The following is a 16433-nucleotide window of genomic DNA, read 5'->3' as shown; positions in this document are numbered from 1 at the left end:
TTTTCCATGCGTCCAGAGGCGCACAGCGCTTTAGGCGCGGTCCTCCCGCCAGGCTTGTGCAAGAATGCGAAGCCAATTTTCACGGGCAAGTTTCGTGAGATCGGCCTCACCATAACCAACCTCCCGGAGAGCGGCAATCAGCTTCTGATTGCCGGCCGCATCGCCGATTTCCTCAGGGATGGTGGCGCCGTCGAAGTCCGATCCGAGCGCCACGCAATCGATACCGATGCGGTTCACGAGATAGTCGACATGGCGGATCACGTCGGCGAGCGGCGTATCGCTGTCCGAGCGGCCGTCGGCGCGCAGCATGGCCGTCGCATAATTGATGCCGACGAGGCCGCGGCTTTCGCGGATCGCGTCGAGCTGCTTGTCCGTGAGGTTGCGCGCAACCGGCGTCAGCGCGTGGGCGTTGGAATGGCTGGCGACCAGCGGCTGATCCGTGGTTTTCGCCACGTCCCAGAAACCCTTCTCGGTGATATGGGCAAGATCGATCAGGATACCGAGACGGTTGCATTCTCTCACCAGCGCGAAGCCGGCATCGGTGAGACCCGGCGCGGTATCCGGCGACATCGGGAAGGCGAAGGGCACGCCGTAGCCGAAGATGTTGTGCCTGCTCCAGACCGGGCCGAGCGAGCGCAGCCCCGCGGCATGAAACACCTCGAGCGCCGAAAGATCGGCGCCGATCGCCTCGCAGCCTTCCATATGCAGGACGGCGGCGAAGATGCCGTCCGCCATGGCGCCGCGAATGTCCTTGACCGTCCGGCAGAGCCGCCAGGCGCCCGCCCGGTCGAGCCGCAGCGCGATCGCCGCCATCTCATTGGCGATGACGAGGGAAGGCAGCGGATCGAGGGGAGCGGCCATCGGCGTGATGTAGCGGCCTTCGGCATCCGGATCGGCAAAAACGAGATCGCCTGATGGAATGTAGATGGCGCAGAGGCCACCGGAAAGGCCGCCTTCCCTGGCCCGGCGCGCATCGATATGGCCGGCCGTCGTGCCGTCTGCGAATTCCGCTATCGGGTCGCTGCCGTCCTTTGCATGTGTCCAGAGCCGGAGGAGAACGTCGTTGTGACCGTCGAATACGAATTGCATCTGTCTTCCTGCGCTGCCCACTGCATAATTCCTTAAATCGGAATCGATTTAAGAATAAAATTATGCAGCATTCAAAGTGCTACAGCGTCCTTTGCGCGTCCTTTCAGACGCGCGGCGCTGTAGAGGGCGTATGACAAGGCAGAATAGAAAAGCTGGCGGGATTCGCCATCCCTTTTTTAAAAAATCTGTCGTCGTCTCCAGGAGCTTCGCCGCAAATGGAAACGGGGGCCGAAGCCCCCGCAAGTGATCGGTTCGCACTGCCTGAGATCAGTGCTTGCGCCTTTTCTTCTGCCTGTAGACGTCGACGACCACGGCCGCGACGATGATGACGCCCTTGACGATTTCCTGGTAGTAGGCGTCGATCCTGAGGAAAGTGAAGCCTGACGTCATGACGCCGAGGATGATAGTGCCGATGACTGTGCCGGTGATGCGCCCGACGCCGCCGGTGAGCGAGGTGCCGCCGATGACGGTCGCCGCGATCGCATCGAGTTCATAGCCGACGCCCATGCTGGCCTGCGCGGTTTCGGCGCGTGCCGCCGTGACGATACCGGCCAGACCGGCGAGCAATCCGGCAATCACATAGACCTTGACGAGATGCGCCTCGATGTTGATGCCCGAAACGCGGGCGGCCTGCGGGTTCGCGCCGATGGCATAGGTGAACTTGCCGTAGCGGGTGTAGCGCAGCGCAATGTGGAAGATCAGCGCGACGACCAGGAAGACGACAACAGGCCAAGCCTTGGTTCCGATGAAGTGGAACTGCTCGGTGATCCCGGAAACCGGCTGTCCCTTCGTATACCACTTCGCCACACCTCTGGCCGAAACGAACATGCCGAGCGTTGCGATGAACGGCGGGATCTTCGTATAGGCGATGAGCGCGCCGTTTATGAGGCCGGCAGCCGCCCCGATCAGCAGGCCGATCATGATCGGCACGACGGCCGGCAGGTCGGTCAGCGACGGGAAGACGGCCCGTCCCCAGGTGGAGGACTGGGCAAAGCTCGTGGCGATCATCGCCGTCATGCCGACGACCGATCCGGACGAAAGGTCGATGCCGCCCGTTATGATGACCTGCGTGACGCCGACGGCGATGATGCCGATGACGGAGACCTGCAGGATCATGATCGTCAGGCGCTGCGAGTTCATCAGGAAGCTCTGGCCGATGAACAGCCATCCGAGCACTTCATAAACCAGCGCGATGCCGACAAGCACGAGGAAGATGCTGAGTTCCGGCGGCATGCGCCGCCGTCTCGGCCGGGTTGCGAGCGGGGCGGTGCCCTCTGCTGCCTTGCTATTCATGTCAAACCTCCCTTGGGCGATCACCGGCGGCGCGTTACCGCGCAGCCAGCTCCATCACCTTGATCTGCGTTGCTTCATCGCGGTTGAGGAAACCCGTCACGCGGCCTTCATGCATGACCATGATGCGGTCGCTCATCCCGAGCACTTCGGGCATCTCGGATGAGATCATGATGATCGCCACGCCGTTTCGCGCCATTTCCGTGACCAGCCGGTGAATTTCCGCCTTGGCGCCGACATCGATGCCGCGCGTCGGCTCATCGAGGATCAGGATCTTCGGATGAGTCAGCAGCCAGCGTCCGATCAGCACCTTCTGCTGGTTGCCGCCCGAAAGATTCTCTACGCGTTCGTAAAGATTGGGCGTTTTCACGCGCAGCCTTTTCGCCATGTCTTCGCAGGTCGCCTCGAGCGCGCCCTGTTGCACGAAGCCACCCTTGACATATCTGTCCTGCAGAACGGCGATCTGCATATTTTCCAGAATATCGAGGATCAGCAGGCAGCCCGTATCCTTCCGGTCTTCCGTCAGGAACGCCATCTGGTGGCGAATGGCCTCGGTCGGCGAGGAAATCGTCACCGGCTTGCCGAAGAGTTCGACCGAGCCGGAGCTTGCCGGCGTCACGCCGAAAAGCGTTTCGGCAACGTTCGAGCGTCCCGAGCCGACGAGGCCGGCCACGCCGAGGATCTCGCCGGCCCTCACCTCGAAGGAAACGTCGCGGAAGACGCCGTTGAGACAGAGATCCTTGACGGAGAGCACGACCTCGCCGATCGGCACCTCTTCCTTGGGGAACATCTGGGTGATCTCGCGCCCGACCATCATGCGGATGATGTCGTCGCGGGTGACCTCGGTCGAGGCATGCGTGCCGATATATCGGCCATCGCGGAAGACGGAGAACTCGTCGGCGATCTCGAAGAGCTCGTTCATCTTGTGCGTGATGTAGACGATGCCGATGCCCTGGGATCTGAGATCGCGGATGATGCGGAAAAGATGCTCGACCTCGCGCTCCGTCAGCGCCGAAGTCGGCTCGTCCATGATGAGGACGTCGGAATTGTAGGAAACCGCCTTGGCGATCTCGACCATCTGCCGGTTTGCCACAGAGAGGTGGCGGACCTCGATATCGGGATCGAGCGCGATGTTGAGCCGGGCAAACAGCTCTTCGGTCATGCGATGCATGACGCCGTGATCGACGAAACCGAAACGGTTCTTCGGCTCGCGACGAATCCAGATATTTTCCGCGACCGTCATGAACGGCATCAGGTTCAGTTCCTGATGGATCATCGCGATCCCGTTCTCCAGCGCATCGAGCGGAGATTTCAGCCGGATTTCGACGCCCTTCAGGCGGATATCGCCCTTGTCGGGCGTGTAGATGCCGGCGAGGATCTTCATCAGCGTCGATTTGCCGGCGCCGTTTTCACCCATCAGCGCATGCACAGAGGCGCGCTTCAGTCGAAACTGCACGTCGTCGAGTGCGACGACGCCCGGAAATTCCTTGCGAACGCCCTCGGCGCTCAAGAGATATTCCGCATTCGGAACTGCGCCGCTTGCGCGCACGGCTGCCATGGTTGTCGGGCTGACGGCCATATCATCTCCTCCGGATACGGTCAGGCTGAAAGGATGCGGGCAGAGCCCGCATCCTACTGGCGTTCGCCTTAGTTCTTGGCGACGAAGTCCTTGACGTTTTCGGGCGTGACGAGCTGGAAGGGGATGTAGACCTTCTTCTCGACCTTTTCGCCCTTGGCGAGCTTGAGCGCGGCGTCGAGCGAGCCCTTGCCCTGGCCGGCGGCATCCTGGAAGACGGTGACGTCGAGGTCACCCGCCTGCATGGCGGCAAGCGCGTCCTGGGTGGCGTCGACGCCGCCGACGACGACCTTGGTCATATCCTTGCCGGCTGCCTTCAGCGCCTGGATGGCGCCGATCGCCATTTCGTCGTTGTTGGAGATCACGGCGTCGAATTCGATGCCGCTGGAGAGCCAGTTGGTCATCAGGTCGGCGCCCTGGGTACGATCCCAGTTGGCCGTCTGCTCTTCGACGATCTCGATGCCCTTGCACTCATCGGTCTTCACGACGTCATGAATGTCCTGGGTGCGCATGCGCGCAGCCTGGTTGGAAAGCTCGCCCATGATGACGACGGCCTTGCCCTTGCCACCGAGGATACGGCAGATTTCCTTGGTTTCCAGCGTGCCGGATTCCTGCTCGTTGGAAGCGACGAAAGCCTGCTTTTCCGGAAGCGTGTCGACGTTGACAGGCTGGCGGTTGACGTAGACCAGCGGAATGCCGGCATCGGCCGCAAGCTTCGACATTGCCGTCGTCGCATCGGTATCGACCGGGTTGACGATGATCGCATCGACCTTCGAGGCGATGAAGTTCTGGATCTGGCTCTGCTGCTTGGAAACGTCGTTCTGCGCGTCTTCGACCTGCAGCGTGACGCCGGAAAGCGTCTTTGCGTAATCCGTCATGCCGTTGCGCAGGACGGTCAGGAAGTTGTCGTCGAACTTCGCCATCGAGACGCCAACCGTTTCCGCATGGGCCGCCGTCGACATGACGAGCGCCATCGCAGTGCCCAGGATAAACTTTTTCATTTCACTTCCTCCACAAAGCGGTGCCCGGCTGCACCCTCCTCACGCCGGAGCTCCAGGCAATTTGCCCTGAAGCTGCAATCCCCTGCATGCGCCACCTCTCCCGTGGCACTCCGCAAAACGGAACAAACAAACCGTAAAATTTGTTCTGCGGAATATTCATTCCATTTTCTGGGAACGGCGTCAAGTCTCTTTAGCGGCGATGAGATATGCCGCGGCAGGCGCCCGCATTCCCTCCCCCGCATTCACTCCATTGTGAAAAACGACGGCTGCCTCCATCTATGCGGGGTCGGCGCCGGCTCCCGGCCGCAGACGCCTTCGACCTCTCGCCGCCGCCCGATCATTTGAAAATTTTGGAGACAGAACAAATGCCCATTTCGATCTATCGCCTCACCGTTCCGATGTTCCAGCGCGGGCTTTCCAGCCTGAAAACCTACCTCGACAAGGCCGAAGCCTATGCACGGGAAAAGAATATCGATCCTGCCATATTGGTTTCCGCCCGCCTCGCACCAGACATGCTGCCGCTTTCCGGCCAGTATCAGCGCGCCAGCGACAGCGCCAAATTCGCGCTCGCCCGCCTGACGGCGATCGAAGCGCCGAAGTTCGAGGACAACGAAAAGACGCTGGACGAGCTGCGCGAGCGCCTGGCGAAGACTGACGCCTATCTCGCCGGCTTCTCCCCGGAAGCGCTGGAAGGGGCAGAAAAACGCGAGGTCACCCTTCCGGGCAAAAGCGGCATCGTGCTGCCGGGCGACGAATATATTGCCATCTTCGCTCTGCCGAATTTCTATTTCCACGTCGCGACGGCGCACGCCATCCTGCGCAACCAGGGTGCGCCGATCGGCAAGCGCGACTATCTCGGCTAAATCAGTATCAGGGCCGGCGCTTGACCGGCCCCTTTTCCGTCAGTTCGGTATAGGCGAGCGTCTGGTCCAGGTGCCGCGCCCTCAGCGAAAGCAGCTTTTCGGCATATTCGAGCCGTATCGCCGCATAGGCGGGATCGGCCGCGACATTGTCGAGCTCCATCGGGTCTTCGTCGAGATTGAAGAGCAGCGGCGGCAGCGCGGTAAAATGCACATATTTGAACCGTCCGCCGCGGATCACCGCGAGATTGCATTCGTTCGACCTCAGCCCGAAATACCGCTCCGCGTCCTGCCCTGCGATGTCGCGGAAATCGAATTCCCAGAATGCCGCATCCCGCCAGCCATCCGCCCGCCCCGCCTCGACGAACGGCATGAGCGACCGCCCGTCGAGCCCATTCTGCGCTTCGATGCCGAGCCTTTCGCAAAGCGTGGGAAAAATGTCCGCAGCGCTGGTGAAATCGTCGACGATCCCGCCGGCCGCACCGCTTGCGGGATCGCGGATGACAAGCGGAATATGGTAGCTGCCGTCGAAGAAGCCGCCCTTCCCCAGCGACCAGTGGTCGCCGGCCATTTCGGCATGGTCGGAGGTGAAGACGATCAAAGTATCGTCCCAGGCGCCGGCATCCTTGAGCGCCTGCCAGATACGGCCGAGCTGTGCATCGACCTCCGAGATCATGCCGTAGTAGATTGCCCGGATCGCCGCGAAATCCTCGGCGTTCCAGCCGCTGACCGCCCCCCTCGCACCGTAGACGAAGGCGCCTCTGGGGGAGCGCGGCATGGCATAGGCGAGATAGGGATGACTGCTCTCCTCCGCTTGGCGGTTTGCCGCGCGGGCGAAAGCCGGTCCGTCACCCGGCTTGAACATCCGGTTGAACGGTTCAGGCACGGAGAAGGGCGGATGAGGCCGCAGAAAAGAGACATGCGCGAACCACGGCCTGTCCTGCTCGCCCAGCCAGCGGATGAACTCGCCGGCGAGGAAAGCCGTCTGCGTCTCCTCACGGGAATAGGCCGGCGCCGCATCGGAAATTTCTCCCGGCGCCGCACCGACGGGAATATGAATATCACGGCTGACGGCATTGGCATGGCCGCGCGACCTCAGCCATGAAAGCCACTGCCTCTCATGCTCCGGCAGCAGCTGACGGGCCGTAAAACCCGGCAGCACGCCTTCATAGGTCGTCAGATGCGGATCTCTCGCATCCAGCCCACGCGGATCGGGTGCCGTGTCGGTGTAGCCGAACAGAGTCGGGTCGTATCCGGCGCGGCGAGCCGCCAGCGCCAGATTGTCGAACCGGGCATCGAGCGGCGAACCGTTGCGGCAGACGCGATGGTTCATCTGGTAGAGGCCGGTATAAAGTGTCGCCCGCGCCGGCGAGCAGGGTGCCGCCCCGGCATAATGGCGCCGGAAGAGCGTGCCTTCCCGCGCCAGCGCATCGACGGCGGGCGTTTTCACGCAAGGATGACCGGCGGCCGAAAGGCAATCGCCGCGCCACTGGTCCGCGGTGATCAGCAGGATGTTTGGCCGGCGGCCCTTCTCGGTGCCGGCTGGCTCAATGCTGGTTGGATTTTGCATGCCAGTTCCAGGCGGAACGGATGATCTGGGAGAGATCATATTGCGGCACCCAGCCGAGCACGTCGCGCGCCTTGTCGTTGTTGGCGACCAGCGTATGCGAATCGCCCTCGCGCCGACCGATATATTCGACCGGGAAAGGCCTGTTCGACACATCCTCGATCGCGCCGAGCAATTCCTTCACCGTCGTGCCGGTGCCGGTGCCGAGGTTGAGCGCGACGGATTCTCCGCCCTTCAGGAGATATTCGACCGCGCGCACATGCGCATCGGCAAGGTCCAGCACATGGATATAGTCGCGCACGCAGGTGCCGTCGCGCGTCTCGTAGTCGCTGCCGAACACCTTGAAACCCTGCCGCCGCCCGAGCGCGGCATCGATCGCCAAGGGTATCGCATGGGTTTCCGGCTGGTGCCATTCGCCGATCCGGCCCTCGAAATCGGCGCCGGCCGCATTGAAATAGCGCAGCACCACCGAGCGCAGGCTCTTATATTGGTCGTAATCGGCCAGCGCCTGCTCGACGATATATTTCGTCCGTCCGTAGGGATTGATCGGCAGCTGCCGGTGCGTCTCGTCGAGCGGCACGCTCTGCGGCAGACCGTAGGTGGCGCAGGTGGAGGAGAAGACGAAGGCGTTGACGCCGGCCGCCTGGGCCGCCGAAAGCAGCGTCAAGGTGCCGATGACATTGTTCTCATAAAAGGAAACCGGATCCTTGACCGATTCGCCGACTTCGATCAGCGCCGCGAAATGCAGGATCGCCGCCGGCTTATGCTCGGCCAGCACCTCATCCAGCCGGGCGCGGTCGCGAATATCGCCCTCTTCCGCCGGCCCCCATTTGACGAACTCGCGATGACCGTTGGAAAAATTGTCGAAGACGACAGGCTTATAGCCCTTGTTCGCCAGGTCGAGACACGTATGCGAGCCGATATAGCCGGCGCCGCCGACCACAAGAACCGTTTCACCTGCCATGCACCACCCTTGCCATTCAATGAGAGATAGGCGGAACCTAGACGAGATACACGTCAATAAAAAGAAGGAACTGCAATCCGCGTGTATGGACAATACGTTAAATGCCGAAGCGCCGGACCGATCTGTGGCATCGATATATAGGTTCGGGCATTATTCGCGTGATTTGCATAGCCGTCTGATCTAGTGGCCAGGAATGATTCCGGCGGAGGCTATTGTATGAAAAAGGCGATCATCGTCTGGGGCGGCTGGCAGGGCCATGAGCCTGAACAATGCGCCGGCATCGTCGGCAATCTGCTGCGCGAGGATGGCTTTGCCGTCGAAGTGACCGGTGATCTCGGCATCTTCGCCTCGCCTCAGCTCGCTAAGGCCGATCTTCTCGTGCCTGTGATAACAGGCGAGGCGCTTGAAAAAGCCCATGCCGAGGCTTTGGTCGAGGCAGTGCGCGGCGGCCTCGGGCTCGCCGGCCATCACGGCGCGCTCGCCACTTCCTTCAAGGAAAGCGCCGCCTTCCGTTATGTCTCCGGCGTCACCTGGGTCGCCCATCCCGGCAACATCATCGATTTTCGCGTCGGCGTCACCCGCCAGGACGACCCTGTCATGGAAGGCATTCCCGACTTCGACTATCGCTCGGAGCAATATTATCTCCACTATGATCCAAGCGTCGAAATCCTCGCGACGACGACCTTCACCGGCGCCTACGATCCGGCGGCGCGCAATGTCGTCATGCCCGTCGTCTTCAAGCGCCACTTCGGCGCCGGCCGTATCTTCTATTCCGCCCTCGGCCATGTCGCCGCCGAATTCGATCATCCCTACATGCCGCTGATCCTGCGCCGCGGCCTGGCCTGGGCGGCCCGCCAATAGGGTTGGGCAGGCGGGCAGCGACTTGCCGGTCGCCCGTATCTTTGCTGAAATTGCTTAAAGGGCCGCTTTCCGCTGCGGCTCGTCCTCGACGTCGAGGACCGGCTCGTCATAGATCCGCATCAGCCGCCCCGCGGCCTTCAGCTTCTCGATGAGATCGTTTCCATCCGGCGAGGCCTTCGTCAGCTCCAGCTGCTCGAACTCCTTCAGCGCCTGCATCCAATGGCTTTCCCCACGCCCCTCCGGCCGGCCTTCCGATTCCCACAGCGAATAAGCGCGCTGGCTGACCCAGGCGTCCCTATTGTGACTCATTGCAAACCCCAGCCGAAAATTTGGAAGCAAATATCGATAGACAACAAGGTGCCAAAGCCGGCTTTAGGAGTCGTTACGAGGCAGCGTTATTTTTTAGATAATGGCCGTGATTCGGTGAGACTAACCGCCGATAAAGTCATACGAATTCGCGATATGGCTGCGCCCGGAATTATCCCGGCGCCTCCTCACTCGGCACCTTGGACTGACTTGAACACTGAGATACTGTCGGCCTGAAACGATAGCGACGGTCCATGGCAGCAAAGACGACTCTCAACGCAAAGAATCTGAAGACCCTCGGTGCGCAGCGTCTCGCCGAGCTGCTGATCGAGATCAGCACCGGCAGCGCCGCTCACAAACGACGGCTTCGAATGGAGCTTGCCGGCAATCACGGCAGCGCGGAGGTGGCTCGCGAGGTGCGCAAGCGTCTCGCCAGCATCGCACGAGCACGCACTGTCATCGAATGGCATAAGGTGAAGGCTGTTAACGCGGACCTCGAAACACAGCGGTCTGCGATCGTCACCGTCGTCGCCGCCGACGATCCGAGGGAAGCGTTCGATCTCATCTGGCAATTCCTTGCCGTCGCCGATTCGATATTCGGGCGATCCAACAGCAGCGACAGCGCGTTCATCGAGACGTTCCATCAGGCATGCGCCGATGCCGGCGTCATCGCAAGGTCCGCAGGTATCGGTATCGATGTGCTTGCCGACAGGGTCTTCACTGCGCTGCAGGATAACGACTACGGCCAATATGATCCGCTGATCGCCGAGATGGTTCCGGCGCTGGGCAAGGACGGCCTGGAACGTTTGAAGAGCCTCCTGGCGCAATGGTCGAACGAAGCGGAGGAGAAGCCTGCCGACGCCGACCGGGAGATTTTCGGCTGGGGCGGCAACGGGCCGATCTACAAGGACGAGATCTACGCCAACCATCGGCAACTGACGGCGCGCATCGCCCTGCAGGAAATTGCCGATGCCCAGAATGATGTCGATGCCTTCATCGCCCAGCAGCCGGAAGCGACGTTAAGAGCGCCGGCGGTCGCAGCCGAGATTGCCGGCCGTTTGCTTTTAGCTGGACGCGCCGGGGAAGCATTGGAGATTTTGGATGCCGCCGATCACAGAGGGCGGTTCGAGCTGCCTTTTGAATGGCAGCGCGCCCGCGTCGAAGCACTCGTGGCGCTCGGACGGGGAGAGGAAGCGCAGGCCTATCAATGGCAATGCTTCGAGCAGTCGCTGAATGGAGAGCACCTCCGCGCTTTCCTGCGAAGGCTCGCCGACTTCGACGATATCGAAGCCGAGGAGAAGGCATTCGCCTTCGCACACGGCTTTCCCGACGTTCATCGAGCCCTTGCCTTTTTCCTCGCATGGCCCGCGCCTGCCGAGGCAGCGAAACTCATATCCAGGCGCCAGGCCGAACTGGACGGCGACCTGTACGAACTGATGACACCCGCCGCCGAGATGCTGCAGGAGAAATACCCGCTCGCGGCAACCATCGTGCTGCGGGCAATGATCGACTTCGCCCTCGATTACGGCCGATCCAGCCGTTACAAGCATGCCGCCCGCCATCTGGCGGAATGCGCGTCGCTGGCACCTCATATCGACGATTTCGTCAGCGCCCGACCTCATGACGCCTATGTTGCCGAGCTGAAGCGCCAACACGGAAACAAGCATGGCTTCTGGAGCCTGATGCGTTAGGCCGAATACCCGGCTTCACGAGCGGCCTGGCACGGACATGCATGAGCAGCGGCAGGTTGGAGCCTGGTCCAAAAGCTGCTCAGAAGCTGACACCAGCTAATAGCGCATTACCCGGATGAATTGACCACAGCTCTCAACACATGATAGATATTAATAAGTATCTACCAAGGGAGTCTCTCACTATGAGCGCGACCGCCAAGCTATTCACGCATGGGCGCAGCCAAGCCGTGCGCCTGCCAAAAGAGTTCCGCTTCGAAGGCAAGGAGGTCCGGGTCAGCCGGATCGGCAATCGCGTGATCCTCGAACCGCTCGACGCTCACAACGCCATGCCTTGGGCGGCAATCGACACGGTAGGCGACACGCCTTTCATGCCCGAAGGTCGTGAGCAACCATCTATGCCAGCCGACCGCATCGTGTTCGACTGATGATCCACCTTGATACCAATGTCGCAATCGCGCTCTTGAACGGACGGCCACGTCAAGTTCGCGAGCGCTTCGATGAGGCGCGAAATGCAGGAACCCCGCTCGGCCTGTCAATCATCGTCTACCATGAACTGATGTATGGTGCAGCAGCCAGCGAGCGCCGACACGCTAACGAGGAGAAGATCGCCCTGTTCATCGCTTCGGGCGGGATTTCTCTGATCGATTTCAAGGAGGGCGACGCAGAAGAAGCAGCGGATATTCGCGCCCATCTCCGGAGACAGGGCACACCGATCGGGCCGTATGATGTGCTGATAGCCGCCCAAGCGCGCCGAGCCGGCACCGTGCTGGTGACAGCCAATACAGGCGAGTTCGTTCGTGTGCCTGGCCTGCAAGTGCTCGACTGGGCAGCAGCCTCGTAGCTGCCGGCACCCACGAAACACGGCATCCGAAATAGAGAGAAATAAGAAGATAGCGGGAAGGCCTTACGGCCGAAGTTGATAATGGCGGAGAGGGTGGGATTCTCTGCCGAATCGCATGCAAAGCATTGATTTGTTTGGATCGGCGGTTTTTGTCGGGTAGGCAGGTGGGTATAGCCGTTCCGGGGATTTGTCAACAGTTGGACACCCGTGATGGAACGTCCAACTTCACCGGAGGGCTCGCTTCGACCCGCTAAAATCGCAGCGTGCGAAACGAATGGCACTTGCCAAGGCCATCAATTTGCGGGGACCATTTCTGCAGACATCGGAAAAGGTTGGACACGAATGAGCCTCCCCACGAAAATCGTTGTACATAGCTTCTCGCGCCGCGCCGGCCAACAGATCGAGGTCGTCCCGGACATCGTGAAAAAGTCTGATCTGACAATCGTCCCTCGCTCGGCGATACAGTGGCTTGCGATGATGACAGGCAAGTCGCTTTTGATCGAAGAAAACGACTACGTCCTACAAGATCGTCATGGCATGGAAACTTTTCGGGGGAACCGAAGCGATGCCATCCGCGAAATGTACGAATTCGCACCCCACTTCATATCAGTGCAGGAATATGCTGCCTCAGCGCGACGGGACTTTGATCCCGAAGACGAGCAGTGCGAATTGGGCCTATCGTATCTGGACGCTAGCCGTGGTTACCGTCCGTAGGTCTCCCACCCCTTGCCTTTCGGTTCCAATGTGCCAGCCTGAGCTCCGAACTAAATGTCAGCGGACAGGAGCGTCGGATAGAACCGATAGTAGTCCTTGTAGCTCTTTAGGAAGTCTCGAATGCTGACGTCTGCGGTTGACGAAAACCCGAGCTTCTTGACGATGCGATCCGCTCTTCCACCGAGCTCCCGCTCAAGGAAAAGCCTTTCTCGCAGCGTGAGAGCCGGAACAACAAGGTGGTGGATTTTTTTCCAGTCCTTTGACGCGAAAGGCCAATTTTTCAAGTCTAGGGCTTTGACAAGCTCCCGCTCGTCCTTCCGCTGCACGATAGTTCCCGTGATCGTCAGCATCTGGAGGCCGTCTGCATATCGGGTGATAGACAACGGCTTGAATGTCGTGTTGCTCGTAGGTTGAAACGCATTGTGTACGGCGACGCCGAAAGCATGCGCCAGCAGGAGCGGAAGCCCTTCCTCCGTCATGTCGGCTGCTGAGGCAGTCGACGGCAGGTAGTCGGCGATGCGCCTTTGAAGCTTCACGAAAGTCTGCTGCTGCCTTTCGGTCCGCAGCGGTCGCGGTTGCCCTGGAACTACAGGGTCCGCGTATTCGGAAAAGTGAGCGTTGACCGTCACGCGGACGACGTCTCCGACGGCGAGCTTGTCGATCAGGGTCTCGAACTCGCGTAACTGCAGGTGGATCTTGTTGGGATCGGTATAATCCAGCCAGACGATCACGCCGGCCGCGTCGTCGATGCCGTTGTCTTTTAAGATCGCGTCGAAATCCTGCACGACCTCGCCGGAGGTCGCCTGTACGCATTTGCAGGTCGATATGGGCCGATTGAACTTCTGTCGGTTCACGATGTCTTCGTCGTAGTCGAACGCGAGCAATCGCTTCAAGCCGAGCACCCTGTGAACCATTTTGTGGTCCTCAAGCGGATAAGCACCCATGCTGATGTAGGCGTATTGGTGCAGCGGGCGCCACCGTTCGAAGCGCGTTAGGAGATCGATGAAGAGCCGACGGTCTACCGCCTTATGGGGACGTAGATGATAGGGAAGCGCAGAACCGCTCACTTTTTGGCATCCCCGAGGCTCTGGTTGAACGCAGCCTCTCCGACAGCGGCCGGCTTCGCCTTGGCATCGTCGAAGAAATGCTTGCCCAGGAATTCAACATCCTTTTTGAGAGCAACGAAGCTCACCCTCGTGCTGGTCTTTTCCTCAGGCGGCACCGGAAGCCGTGGCTCGACCTTCTTCATCTCTGGGTATTTCCGAACGGTATCCATCTCGGCCGAAGAAGCTATCGATCTCAGACCAGGGAGATCGGCGTATTCGCTGGCCTGGTAGAGCGTTGCGAGTTTCTCGGGGAACCGCTTCCACTTGTTCGTGAAGCTCGTCAGAGCCTTCGTCGAGTCGCGCATGATATCCTTGACATCGAGGTAGACGTCCGACGCTCCCTCTATTCCTCGCTTGGTAGTTGTGAGCGGAAGCTTCTTCGGGTCGTCGGCTCGAAGAAGAACGATCCCCGTGATCGCAATGAATTGCCCGTGGTAGTTCGGGACGGTGCCTTCCCCCCACCCCGTCAACTTCGTCTTGTCTTTCCATATTACGATTCGGTCGTTGCAAGCGACGGTCCAGCCCGCATCGTCGGTGCTCGCTCTCGTGTCGTCTTCCTCGTCCAGTTCGTCTTCGTTCAGGAGCGGCCGATATAGGCCGGCGTAGATCTCCACATCGACGCCGCGGATCTTGCCGTTGTAGATGAACGGTTCGATCATCTGCCCACCATGGTCAGGCTTGGCAAGGAGAAGTCGGAACGGCTCCGCTTTGATTGGCGCGAGGCCACGCGCAATCTCGTCCGGCGTACCGACGACTACCGAAAATCCCTTCTCTATGATGATGGCATAATGTCGCGCTATCGCCTTCCGAAACTCGTCTATCCACTTCGATTGAGCGAATGCCAGTGAGATGTCCGGATGAAGTTTGGTTACGAATATCTTGGTGCTACCGGCTTCAATTGAACCTTCCGGTAGTTCATAGATTGGAAGGTCGTTCCACGAGTTCTCGCCCATCCATTTGGCATTGATCTCTACGAAGAAAGATCTGTCATTGCGAGACTCGATGCGGGCATCGCTGCCGAGCTTGAAGATCGCGCGTTTCATGCCGATGCCGTACATTCCGACTTTGCCTTGCGTCCCGCCTTCTTCGACGCCCGGTGGCCGCCCCATCGCGAACGCATATTTTTGCGCGATCGCATAGGGTATGCCGCCGCAATTGTCCTCGATCGAAAAGTGATCCTTCGACAGCGTGAGCGTCGCATTGAATCCCTCGTATGGCTTCAAACCATCGGCTTTTGCCTGGCCGCTCCGCAAAATTCCATCGACACAGTTATCGAGCAGGTCGAGAAGCGCATCGGAAAGCTCGATGTCACGCGTCAGCATCCGGACGAAAAACTGCTTCGTCGGCGACGCGACTGCGGTCCCTATTTCGTTACGATCCACTGGAAATTCAGCTCCCGAAAAGATTGCAGTGTTAAAACGCGGCATAAGTCGATATTTATTTCCGGAAAGAAGTTGTCGGCGGGAAATGGTTAAAATGCAACCACGTATTGTGGATCTTTTTTGCGGCTGCGGGGGCTTTTCCTTAGGTGCCCACCAAGCCGGCCTCGCGCCAGTGGTCTCGTTCGACGTCGATCCCATTCTGACTTCCTCGGTCGCAGCCAACTTTCCAGGAGCGAAGCTCGCATTAGCCGATCTGGCGGCCGTATCCGGACGCGATATCGAGATGGCCGCCGGCGGTCAGATCGACGGAATGTTCGGCGGCCCTCCGTGCCAAGGATTCAGTTCCATCGGACATCGTCGCGAGGACGACCCGCGACGCGACTTGCTCGTCCACTACTTCCGGCTGGTAAACGAATTGAAGCCCAGCTTCTTCGTCATGGAAAACGTGCAGGGCCTAGGATACGCCGATGCATTGCCTGTCCTGAACGGGGCAATAAACCTTCTCGACGGCGCCTACGATTTGCTTGGTCCTGTGATCCTCGACGCAGCGGACTATGGGGCTGCTACTCGCCGCCCGAGGCTATTCGTCGTTGGAATTGATCGACGCCGCTGCGATGCGCTTTCGCTGGGCGACATCTTCACCTCTAGGAAACAGCCGGCCACCGTCGCCGACGCTATCTCAGACCTTTCATTAGCAAGATACCTTCAAGATGATGAAAGCGGCTTTGACATCTGGGAGCGCGCGACGGGCACAAAACTTAGCCAGTATGCCAAGCAGCTCGTAAGCAAAGACCGTTCCTTCACGGGGCATCGACGAACGGTTCATACTGACGCAGTCGTGGAGAGGTTCCGTACCGTGGCGCCAGGCAACGTCGACAAGGTCGGACGTCATCCTCGCTTGTCTTGGGACGGTCAATGCCCAACGCTACGCGCCGGCACGGGTAAAGACCGCGGTTCCTTCCAAGCCGTGAGGCCTTTGCATCCAGAAGAGCCGCGCGTTATCACGGTTAGGGAAGCTGCCCGGTTACAGGGCTTCCCAGATAACTTTAAGTTCCATCCCACGACATGGCATTCGTTCCGGATGATCGGTAACTCGGTTTCGCCGATCATCGCGCGGGTCGTGCTTGAAAAAATACACGAGCGGCTCGATATCGATGGCAAGACGAGGCAAGCTGCGGAGTAGCA

At 59.9% G+C, this 16433-nt stretch carries 16 protein-coding genes; 7 read left to right on the top strand and 9 right to left on the bottom strand.

The annotated features are described in order from the left end of the window. Positions 1-30 precede the first annotated feature (30 nt). From QD408_RS11750 to QD408_RS11735, 4 genes are all read right to left on the bottom strand, one after another. On the bottom strand, positions 31-1089 hold the full coding sequence (locus QD408_RS11750; protein ID WP_414139422.1) for a dipeptidase: 1059 nt from the start codon (positions 1087-1089) through the stop codon (positions 31-33). Positions 1090-1356: 267 nt separating this feature from the next. After that, positions 1357-2382, bottom strand: a complete 1026-nt coding sequence (locus QD408_RS11745) for an ABC transporter permease (protein ID WP_088677432.1) — start codon at positions 2380-2382, stop codon at positions 1357-1359. 34 nt (positions 2383-2416) lie between these two features. Beyond that, positions 2417-3958, bottom strand: a complete 1542-nt coding sequence (locus tag QD408_RS11740; protein ID WP_088682970.1) for a sugar ABC transporter ATP-binding protein — start codon at positions 3956-3958, stop codon at positions 2417-2419. Between the two features lie 68 nt (positions 3959-4026). Beyond that, positions 4027-4956, bottom strand: a complete 930-nt coding sequence (locus QD408_RS11735) for a sugar ABC transporter substrate-binding protein (protein WP_088682971.1) — start codon at positions 4954-4956, stop codon at positions 4027-4029. Positions 4957-5321: 365 nt separating this feature from the next. Between QD408_RS11735 and QD408_RS11730 the strand changes: the two genes are divergently transcribed. Then, positions 5322-5819, top strand: coding sequence for a DUF1993 domain-containing protein (locus tag QD408_RS11730; RefSeq protein WP_414139421.1), 498 nt, complete (start codon positions 5322-5324; stop codon positions 5817-5819). Positions 5820-5826: 7 nt separating this feature from the next. Here the strand turns inward: QD408_RS11730 and QD408_RS11725 are convergent, their stop codons facing one another. Both QD408_RS11725 and galE read right to left on the bottom strand, forming a co-directional pair. After that, positions 5827-7386: an alkaline phosphatase family protein gene (locus tag QD408_RS11725; protein WP_414139420.1), complete on the bottom strand. Its 1560-nt coding sequence runs from the start codon at positions 7384-7386 to the stop codon at positions 5827-5829. Beyond that, positions 7364-8347, bottom strand: coding sequence for a UDP-glucose 4-epimerase GalE (gene galE / locus QD408_RS11720; RefSeq protein WP_088682973.1), 984 nt, complete (start codon positions 8345-8347; stop codon positions 7364-7366). The genes QD408_RS11725 and galE overlap by 23 nt, the downstream gene beginning before the upstream one ends. Before the next feature lie 216 nt (positions 8348-8563). Here galE and QD408_RS11715 point away from each other — a divergent pair, with 216 nt between their 5' ends. Then, entirely contained in the window at positions 8564-9208 is a 645-nt protein-coding gene (locus tag QD408_RS11715; protein ID WP_088682974.1) for a ThuA domain-containing protein, read from the top strand. A 54-nt stretch (positions 9209-9262) separates the two neighbouring features. On the opposite strand, the gene QD408_RS11710 is transcribed toward QD408_RS11715, so the two are convergent. Beyond that, a complete protein-coding gene (locus QD408_RS11710) occupies positions 9263-9517 on the bottom strand; it encodes a DUF2934 domain-containing protein (protein ID WP_088682975.1) in 255 nt (84 codons plus the stop codon). Between the two features lie 251 nt (positions 9518-9768). On the opposite strand from QD408_RS11710, the gene QD408_RS11705 reads away from it, so the two are divergent. From QD408_RS11705 to QD408_RS11690, 4 genes are all read left to right on the top strand, one after another. Further along, positions 9769-11205 carry a DUF6880 family protein gene (locus QD408_RS11705; RefSeq protein ID WP_414139419.1) on the top strand — a complete coding sequence of 479 codons (1437 nt, stop codon included), beginning with the start codon at positions 9769-9771 and terminating at the stop codon, positions 11203-11205. Between the two features lie 182 nt (positions 11206-11387). Continuing rightward, complete coding sequence (locus tag QD408_RS11700; protein WP_088682977.1) at positions 11388-11630, top strand: antitoxin; 243 nt, start codon at positions 11388-11390, stop codon at positions 11628-11630. Continuing rightward, a complete protein-coding gene (locus QD408_RS11695; protein ID WP_088682978.1) occupies positions 11630-12046 on the top strand; it encodes a type II toxin-antitoxin system VapC family toxin in 417 nt (138 codons plus the stop codon). Before QD408_RS11700 ends, QD408_RS11695 begins: the two co-directional genes overlap by 1 nt. A gap of 342 nt (positions 12047-12388) precedes the next feature. Further along, positions 12389-12760: a hypothetical protein gene (locus tag QD408_RS11690; RefSeq protein ID WP_414139418.1), complete on the top strand. Its 372-nt coding sequence runs from the start codon at positions 12389-12391 to the stop codon at positions 12758-12760. A 50-nt stretch (positions 12761-12810) separates the two neighbouring features. On the opposite strand, the gene QD408_RS11685 is transcribed toward QD408_RS11690, so the two are convergent. Together QD408_RS11685 and QD408_RS11680 are read right to left on the bottom strand one after the other, a co-directional pair. Next, complete coding sequence (locus QD408_RS11685) at positions 12811-13827, bottom strand: O-methyltransferase (protein WP_414139417.1); 1017 nt, start codon at positions 13825-13827, stop codon at positions 12811-12813. Continuing rightward, on the bottom strand, positions 13824-15188 hold the full coding sequence (locus QD408_RS11680; protein WP_414139416.1) for a hypothetical protein: 1365 nt from the start codon (positions 15186-15188) through the stop codon (positions 13824-13826). Before QD408_RS11680 ends, QD408_RS11685 begins: the two co-directional genes overlap by 4 nt. Between QD408_RS11680 and QD408_RS11675 the strand changes: the two genes are divergently transcribed. Next, positions 15172-16431, top strand: coding sequence for a DNA cytosine methyltransferase (locus QD408_RS11675; protein ID WP_414139415.1), 1260 nt, complete (start codon positions 15172-15174; stop codon positions 16429-16431). The two genes, QD408_RS11680 and QD408_RS11675, sit on opposite strands and share 17 nt — an antisense overlap. Positions 16432-16433 lie beyond the last annotated feature (2 nt).

Origin of the sequence: Rhizobium sp. BR 249 (genome assembly GCF_047445895.1) — a bacterium.
Classification (GTDB): domain Bacteria; phylum Pseudomonadota; class Alphaproteobacteria; order Rhizobiales; family Rhizobiaceae; genus Rhizobium.
This window is presented reverse-complemented; position numbering and strand designations above follow the sequence as displayed.